The sequence below is a fragment of the Aerococcus sp. L_32 genome, from assembly GCF_050689315.1.
This window is the reverse complement of sequence record NZ_JBOEQF010001057.1, coordinates 1-639: the sequence shown is the minus strand read 5'-3', so window position 1 is coordinate 639 and position 639 is coordinate 1. Positions and strand designations below refer to the sequence as shown.

Sequence of the window (639 nt, the reverse complement as noted above, 5' to 3'; positions counted from 1 at the left end):
TCCTCGGTCACGGTTTCGTTCTTTAGGGAAGTTGAACAATTCAGGTGTATTGTCGATGAATACAGTGTTTGCCGTACCCTCTTGGAAAACAGGATGGTTTACAACGTTACGCAAGAACGGAATATTGTTCTTAACACCACGCACACGATACTCTCTTAAGGCACGGTCTGTTTTTGCTACCGTATCTTCGAAATCTGTACCGTAAGTGATTAACTTAGCGATCATTGAGTCAAAGTACGGACTAACAACCGTATTTTGGAAACCATTACCCGCATCTAAACGGACACCAAAACCGCCTGGAGAACGGTAAGTGTTGATTTTACCTGTATCTGGGAAGAAGTTGTTATTTGGATCCTCTGTAGTTACACGACATTGGATTGCAAAACCATTTAATGGTAAGTCTTCTTGTGCTGGTAAACCAATTTCACTTAAGCTTTCACCTGCAGCAACACGGATCTGTGTTTGGACAATGTCCACACCAGTGATTTGCTCTGTAATTGTATGTTCTACTTGGACACGAGGGTTTACTTCGATAAAGTAGAAGTCATCGCCATCTAACAAGAACTCAACAGTTCCGGCATTAGCGTAGTCCACTGAATCTAAGAAGTCACGGGCAGAATTACAGATACGGTTACGTAA

General features: G+C 42.3%; 1 pseudogene. It reads right to left on the bottom strand.

The window, feature by feature from the left end:
- Positions 1 to 639, bottom strand: a pseudogene (locus ACRCJ0_RS18170) (pyruvate carboxylase); the annotation flags it as partial.